At 50.4% G+C, this 6,452-nt stretch carries 5 protein-coding genes; 4 read left to right on the forward strand and 1 reads right to left on the reverse strand.

What is annotated here, in order from left to right:
* The first annotated feature begins 105 nt into the window (after window positions 1-105).
* The 3 genes from lpdA to LAT75_RS14895 all read left to right on the forward strand — a co-directional run bounded on the left by lpdA (window position 106) and on the right by LAT75_RS14895 (window position 2,687).
* A complete protein-coding gene (gene lpdA, locus LAT75_RS14885; protein WP_291483502.1) occupies window positions 106-1,524 on the forward strand; it encodes a dihydrolipoyl dehydrogenase in 1,419 nt (472 codons plus the stop codon).
* A 207-nt stretch (window positions 1,525-1,731) separates the two neighbouring features.
* The gene (locus LAT75_RS14890; RefSeq protein WP_291483504.1) at window positions 1,732-2,172 is read left to right on the forward strand and encodes a CBS domain-containing protein; all 441 of its coding nucleotides are present in this window, start codon (window positions 1,732-1,734) and stop codon (window positions 2,170-2,172) included.
* A gap of 140 nt (window positions 2,173-2,312) precedes the next feature.
* Complete coding sequence (locus tag LAT75_RS14895; protein ID WP_291483506.1) at window positions 2,313-2,687, forward strand: hypothetical protein; 375 nt, start codon at window positions 2,313-2,315, stop codon at window positions 2,685-2,687.
* 808 nt (window positions 2,688-3,495) lie between these two features.
* On the opposite strand, the gene LAT75_RS14900 is transcribed toward LAT75_RS14895, so the two are convergent.
* Window positions 3,496-4,590: a transporter substrate-binding domain-containing protein gene (locus LAT75_RS14900; RefSeq protein ID WP_291483508.1), complete on the reverse strand. Its 1,095-nt coding sequence runs from the start codon at window positions 4,588-4,590 to the stop codon at window positions 3,496-3,498.
* A gap of 295 nt (window positions 4,591-4,885) precedes the next feature.
* On the opposite strand from LAT75_RS14900, the gene LAT75_RS14905 reads away from it, so the two are divergent.
* Window positions 4,886-6,298 carry a BspA family leucine-rich repeat surface protein gene (locus tag LAT75_RS14905; RefSeq protein ID WP_291483510.1) on the forward strand — a complete coding sequence of 471 codons (1,413 nt, stop codon included), beginning with the start codon at window positions 4,886-4,888 and terminating at the stop codon, window positions 6,296-6,298.
* Window positions 6,299-6,452: the final 154 nt, after the last annotated feature.

Consider the following 6,452-nt stretch of genomic DNA (forward strand, 5'->3'; position numbering starts at 1 on the left):
CACCTCCCCCGCTGCAAAACCCGCTTCTTAACATTTTCACCGAAAATGCCTATTTTACAGAACTGAAATTGAACCGATAGTATTAACCCGCTCAAAAACAATATTATGGCAAAAGAATATGATGTAGTTGTGATAGGTACCGGCCCCGGCGGATATGTGGCGGCCATCCGGGCCTCACAGCTTGGCCTCAAAACCGCAGTTATTGAAAAAAGAGATTTAGGGGGCGTTTGCCTCAACATCGGCTGTATCCCTACCAAAGCATTATTGAAATCAGCCGAAACCTTCGAAAAAATTTCACACGCTTCCGAGTACGGCCTCGAAGTCGGCGATGCCAAAGTAAACTTCCCCAATGTAATCAAGCGCAGCCGCGGCGTGGCTGATAAAATGAGCAAGGGCGTTCAGTTCCTCATGAAGGCCAACAAGGTTGATGTCGTGCGCGGCAAGGGCCTCCTCGCCGGTAACGGCGAAGTGAAGGTGGTGGATGACAGCAATAAGGAAACCGACCGCCTCAAAGCAGAGCACATCATCATCGCTACCGGTGCCCGCAGCCGCGAGCTGCCGAGCCTGAAATTCGATAACGAAACCGTTATCAACTCCGAGCGGGCGATGAAGCTCGAAAAGCAGCCCAAGAAACTCGTAATCGCCGGTGCTGGTGCTATCGGTGTTGAGTTCGCCTACTTCTACCACACCATCGGCACGGAAGTAACCATCATTGAGCTTCAGAAGCACATCGTGCCCGCTGAGGACGAAGATGTGAGCAAGGAACTCGCCAAAATCTACAAGAAAAAAGGCATGAACATCATGACCGAAAGCTCTGTGGAAAAGGTCGTCAAAAAAGGCGACGGCGTTGAAGTTACCGTTAAGACCAAAAAGGGTGAAGAGAAAATCGAAGCCGATATGGTGCTTTCAGCGGTTGGCGTTGTGGGTAACGTTGAAGGCATCGGCCTCGAAGAAGCCGGCGTGAAAGTTGAAAGAGGCGCTATCGTTGTGAAAGCCAATACCTACGAAACCGATGCCAAAGGTGTGTACGCGATTGGTGATGTCATCGGCGGACCGTGGCTGGCGCACAAGGCTTCGCACGAAGCCATCGAGTGCGTTGAGCGTATTGCAGGGCTCGATCCCATCCCCGTTAACCACAAAAACATCCCCGGCTGTACCTACTGCCATCCGGAAATTGCTTCCGTGGGCCTCACCGAAAAAGCGGCTAAAGAAGCCGGTTACGAGGTGAAAGTGGGCAAATTCCCGTTTCAGGCAAGCGGCAAAGCTTCGGCTGCCGGCGCAACCGACGGCTTCGTAAAGGTCGTTTTCGATGCCAAATACGGCGAATGGCTCGGCTGCCACATGATCGGCGATAACGTTACCGAAATGATCGCCTCACCGGTACTCGCCCGCGATCTGGAAACAACGGGCCACGAAGTGATCGCATCCATCCACCCGCACCCGACCCTGAGCGAAGCGGTGATGGAAGCTGTTGCCGAAGCCTATGGCGAAGGCGTACACCTCGGCACGCCGCCTAAAAAATAAAGCTGTATTTCATCTGCGGTTATTTTAGGGTGATGTGCCCCCAAACCGCAGGCAGAGTTCAGGCCGGCTTCTCCGCATCGGAGTGGCCGGCTTTTTTTTGTATGAATGAAGGGTCCGGCGGCATCTCCCCTTGATTCTCTCCTAAAAATGATGCACTATTGTAAGACGCTAACAATCGACTGAACAGGAACTTAACCGGGGAACACCATGCAAATCAAAGAAATACTGAAAGTGAAAGGCTCCGATGTGTACAATATCGCTCCCGATGCAACGGTCTATGATGCCGTAAAGCTCATGTCGGATCTGAACGTAGGCGCGCTGCTGGTCATGCGCGACCGCAAAATGGCGGGCATTATTACGGAGCGCGATTACCGCAATAAAATCATCCTCAAAGGCCGTGCCTCGAAGGATACGGCCGTGCAGGAAATTATGACCTCTGAGGTGTTTTGTGTGAAGGAAACCGAGACGGTGGACAGCTGCCTGCAGATCATGACCGACAAGAAAATACGGCACATCCCGGTGATGAACGACGACGACAGCGTAGCCGGCATGGTTTCCATCGGCGACCTCGTGAAGGCCGTGATTCAGAAACAGAAGGTGGAAATTTCAACGCTGAAGAGCTACATCTACGGGGAGTCGCCGTTGTAGCGATTTTGCCGAATTTAGCAGCAGAAAGCTTACAAATTTGGTAGATTACAAAACTGCCGGACTGAAACGCAGCCTGAAGTATTTCCAAAAAACAGACCGGCTTTTTTTCGCTACTATTCACTAACTGATTTTTATCTGCTATGCTTGAAACCTGGGTTCTGATTCACCTGATCGGTGTTTTTTTTATTTTCATGGCGCTGGGCGGCACGTTTGTGCACGTGATTAACGGCGGCACCAAAGAAAACAACAAATGGGCCAAAGGCCTCGCTGCCATGCACGGCGCGGGACTGCTGGTCGTTCTTGTTTTCGGCCTTATGGGCCTTATCTCTCTGGGCGTAAAACCCTCTGAGTTCAACATGTACGTGTACCTCAAACTGCTCATCTGGCTGTTTCTGGGCGCCTCACTCACCATCCCGTACAAAGTAGAAGGCAGCGCCAAGCTGCTGATGTTCGTGATTCCGCTGCTCGCAGCCGTATCAACCTATATCGGCCTGAACTATATGATGCGGGTGTAAGGCTCGCTTTTCAACTAAGAAGGAACAAAGCCCCGGTGTACGCACATCGGGGCTTTGTTGGTTTTATATCCCGGATTCATTTCAGGCAGTACGACAGGCCGGGAAACGCAAGCCGGAAAGAGAATCCAAAAACGCGATGATGAAGACTCCGGGATTTTGCCTCTTTGTTAATGTGCCGTATATCTTTAAAAAATCCGCGCAAATCCCGCCCGATCCGGAAAATCAGCGTGCCATACACCGGGGCGTATTCCGGTGAAGGAGATCCCTCACAAGATATTTTAAAAGATTTTATACCGAGTCCGCTGTTCAGGCTTCGATGCACTCATCCCAAATTCAAAGTGTTAGGGATGACAAGAGGGTTGGGGCTGAAGCTTGCTCTGGTTTCGGCTGTCGCCGCTTCCCGGTAGGGAAGCCACATAGGTAGAAAACCGACCGCCTCCCCACAATTACCGGAGCAGCGCAGCTGCGATGCGACCGGCGGAGCCATCGGAACGTAAACAACCCCCAAAAACCCCAACGTGTCATCTCGAACAGCGTGATAGGGCATTGGGTTTGTCGAAGGCTAAAAAGGTAGTCAAAGCCGCAAATTTTTCGAAGCCTCATGTGAGAGATCTCCACAGTTTGAAAAGTATGTCAGTACGTCAGCGTATAAGTGTGTCACTAATAGTTTGGCTTATAACAACTTACCTCTCAGTTTTGAACTTTAAATATCTGCGTCATTGCTCCTTAGTGTGAGAAAAAAATCCGCGCAAAATCCCGCCCGATCCGGAAAATCAGCGTGCTATAACAGGCCCAGCAGCCGGCTCCTTCAGTCCTCCCCGTAATGCTGCCGGATTGTGCTCCACTCGGGGCTGCTGATGAAATCGAGCAGCACGGTGTTTACTGCATTCCGGTAGGGGGCGCCCAGCGGCAGGGCGATGCCGTAGTACTGATCGTTGAAGGTGCGCGGCAGCACCTGCACCTCGTTCCGGAAGTGCCGGTCGGTTTCGAAGCGGACGATGGGCGCATCGTGCACAAAAGCGTCGATGCGGCCGTCCCTCACGGATTCCAGCCCCTCACGGATGCTGCCGTAGGTCGTAAACCGGATGCCGCGCTCTTGCAGCATGCCCACGGTCGCTGAGCCGGCAAGCACGCCGGTACGGACAAACGGCAGGTCTTCGGGTCCGCCCACCTTGCTGTCAAGCTGCGAAACAGTAAGGCTCGACGCAATTGAGGCCGTAAAGAACGAAATCACAATTACCCCGGCAAACATCCAGATAAAACCGACGATGCGGCCGCCGAGGGTACGGGGTGATTTATCGCCGTAGCCCACGGTTGTCATGGTAACGGCTGCCCACCAGAAGCCGGCCCCGATGCCTTCTGATGTGCTGCCGCCAAATTCTTCCTCATTGCCCCGGCGCTCGAAAACCCAGACGAGCACCCCCCAGAACAGCAGTACTCCGAGCAGCAGCGCGAGTATAAACAAAAACTCCGGGCTAAACACGGCCAGAAAAGCCTGCCACACGCCCCGGGGGGTATAGCCGGTTGCGATACCGAGGCCGGTTATATAAAACGGATGCGTGAAATCGACAGCTTCTTCCCGCTCCGAAGTAATGGTTAGGGCGGCGGCCGCGGCAAAAAGGCTGCCGTCTTCAACACCGAGCAGCAGGCCTTCGATATCGCGGGTTTCATAGCGGAACGGGATTTCGAGCTCCGCTGCGATGTGCTCCCACAGGCTGATGGTAATGCCCGAGAAGGAGCCGTCTTCCTCCTCAATCACAAAAGGCGGGGCAATGCGGATGCCGATCACGACCTCATCATCTGTTCCGGTTGCTGTCTGGATCGCGTGTGAGGGTTGCGGGAGCAGAAAGGAGACTACCAACACAAAAAGAAGGGGGAGCTGACCGGGAAATCGCATCATCATAAAATAAAATTAGAAAAAGGGCAGATATCCCGGTGAAGTTGTGGAATCAGGGCTGAAATTGCAACCGTGATCAGGTTTTTGTGCGGCTTTCAAAACGAGTTGTGGAAATAAAACGCAGGTTTTACTAATGAAAGGATGCTTTTGAGCAGTACAACTGCTGTCAGGATGCCACTTACAAGTTTATAACTACCACTTAAAAAAAGGATCTTCGCATTTACATAACTATAAGGTAGTTTCTATCCACAATTATTGAGTAATAAAATCAATAACTTATCATTAAGTATTAACAAATATTATGTTTAAATATCTACAGACTGAAGCTGTGCTGCTTGTTATGACGGCCGTGCCTTTTTCAGCAGCGGCACAAGGAAATTTCTTTCTTGATTCGAACGGTGTAACCATTAAATGCACCGGAGCCACTCCAGGCGAAACCGGAACCGTAAACGGCGTGGAATACGAGGCCGTTGACCGCGATTTGTTAATTCAGCGAATTGCCGATGAAGCTGACCTTACTGTTGTTTGTACTACGCCGGTAGTCACGTTAGAATCCATTTTTAACAACAACTCATCCTTCAATCAGGACATCAGTAGCTGGGATGTTAGTAATGTTACCTCGCTTTTTCAGGCATTCAGAAACACGAGCTCTTTTACACAAAGCCTGAGCGCATGGGATGTTAGCAATGTAACCGATATGGGGGGTGTATTTATCAACAGCGCATTTAACGGAGATATCAGCAACTGGGATGTAAGCAATGTGACATGGATGTTCGGTATGTTTAATGAGAGTGTTTTTAATCAGGATATCAGTGGCTGGGATGTCAGCAATGTTACGAATATGCAACAGCTATTCCGCTTGAATGCCAACTTCAATCAGGATATCAGCAACTGGGATGTGAGTAATGTCACCGACATGAGATTCATGTTTAGCAATGCAACTTCTTTCAATCAGGATATCGGTAACTGGGATGTCAGCAGTGTCACTAATATAGATTACATGTTTCTCGGAGCCACAGCCTTTAATCAGGACATCAGCAACTGGGATGTAAGCAACATAACCAAAATGCAGGCCGTGTTTGCTGGCGCAAAATCATTCAATCAGCCTTTAGATAGCTGGAACGTTGGAAGTGTTACTGCCATGACGGATATGTTCATTTATGCAGAGGCCTTTAATCAGCCCCTGAACAGCTGGGATGTAAGCAACGTAACTGTTATGGTCCGTATGTTTGCTGGCGCAACATCATTCAATCAGCCCCTGAACAGCTGGAATGTGAGCAGCGTGACGAATATGTTTCGAATGTTCTTCGATGCAACGGACTTTAATCAGGACCTGAACAGCTGGGATGTAAGCAGCGTAACCAACATGGAGGAAATGTTCCGGAACGCCGCAGCTTTTAACGGGAATATCAGTGCATGGAACACCTCTTCTGTAGAAACCATGACCTTCATGTTTTCCGGTGCAACGGATTTCAATCAGGCTATTGGCGGATGGAATATGAGCAACGTAACAAGCATAGCACAGATGTTCAACGGGGCATCTTCCTTTAATCAGGATCTTAACAATTGGGATATCAGTAATATAACAATGCTTACCGCAGTATTTGCTAACCCAACTTGCAGCTACCCGCTGCCAACATCATCAATTTCAACTGCTTGGCTTTTTTCGGGTGTCGGTTTGTGTACTACGGATTTCCGTTTTACGAAGGGGTAGTTCCGGTAGCCCAGCGCCTGGTAGATCTGCTTCACTTTTTCCCGGGGCTGGGTACACCGTCTCACCGAGATAGTCTTGTCAAAACTGTTCTGACCGTAGGTCGTAATCACCTTTTGGGTGTTGGTGATTCGTACAAGCTCTGTCCAGCTGTGGG

This window comes from Cyclonatronum sp. (assembly GCF_022565315.1).
Classification (GTDB): Bacteria; Bacteroidota; Rhodothermia; order Balneolales; family Cyclonatronaceae; genus Cyclonatronum.